The sequence below is a fragment of the Neisseria sp. P0021.S007 genome (assembly GCF_051956855.1).
The window spans coordinates 1-903 of the sequence record NZ_JBQCXA010000242.1; the positions used below are offsets into that span (position 1 = coordinate 1).

Annotated in this window: 1 protein-coding gene; it reads left to right on the forward strand. The window is 55.8% G+C overall.

Annotated elements, in window-relative coordinates; genetic code table 11:
- Positions 1 to 903 (forward strand): DNA polymerase III subunit delta' (holB, locus tag ACTHUR_RS12540; protein ID WP_440398814.1); only part of this gene is annotated, 903 nt, incomplete at both ends.

The following is a 903-nucleotide window of genomic DNA, read 5'->3' on the forward strand; positions in this document are numbered from 1 at the left end:
GCATGAAACCCAATGGCAACAGCTCGCCGCCCATTGGCAAAACCGTCCCAACGCCTGGCTGTTTACCGGCAAAGAAAATACCGGCAAAACCGAGTTTGCCCGCTTTGTCGCGCAGGCATTGCTGTGCGAATCGCCCAAGTCCGGTCATGAACCCTGCGGCGAGTGTGCTTCGTGTCATTTATTCAGCCAAAATACCCATCCCGACTTTTATGAACTCACGCCGGAAATTCCCGAAGACGAGGCAACAGGACGCAAACTCCTGCAAATCAAAATCGATGCCGTGCGCGATATTGTGGAAAACATTTACCTGACTGCTGTCCGTGGCGGCCTGCGCGTGGTATTGGTGCATCCGGCGGAAAGCATGAACACACAGGCGGCAAACGGTTTGTTGAAAGCTCTGGAAGAGCCGCCGCAACACGTCGTTTTCCTGCTCGTTACCCATGCACGCGACAAACTCCTGCCCACCATCAAAAGCCGTTGCCGCCAGATGGTGCTGCCCTCGCCTACCCATGAGCAGGCTGCGGCATACCTGCGCCAACAGGGCGTGGAAAATGCCGAAGCCATGTTGGCATTCCACAGCGGCGCACCTTTATTCACGCCGACTCCAGAATTGGACGCATTACGCGAAGAGTTGCTGACGCTGCTGGCTGCCCCGCGCCTGTTGGCCATACTCGACTACGCCGCCGCGTTCGACAAACAAAAACAACCGCTGGCCGTTTTCATCGACTGGCTGCAAAAGTGGCTGATGGATGTCGGCTTGGCACAACAAAACATGGCGCCGCTTTATTATCCGCACCATGCCCAAGCCCTGCTTCAGACAGCCTCTAAAACCGATTCACGCAAGCTGTTTGCCCTATTGGGCCGTCTGAACGCGCTCAACCCTTACGGATATCATACCTTGAG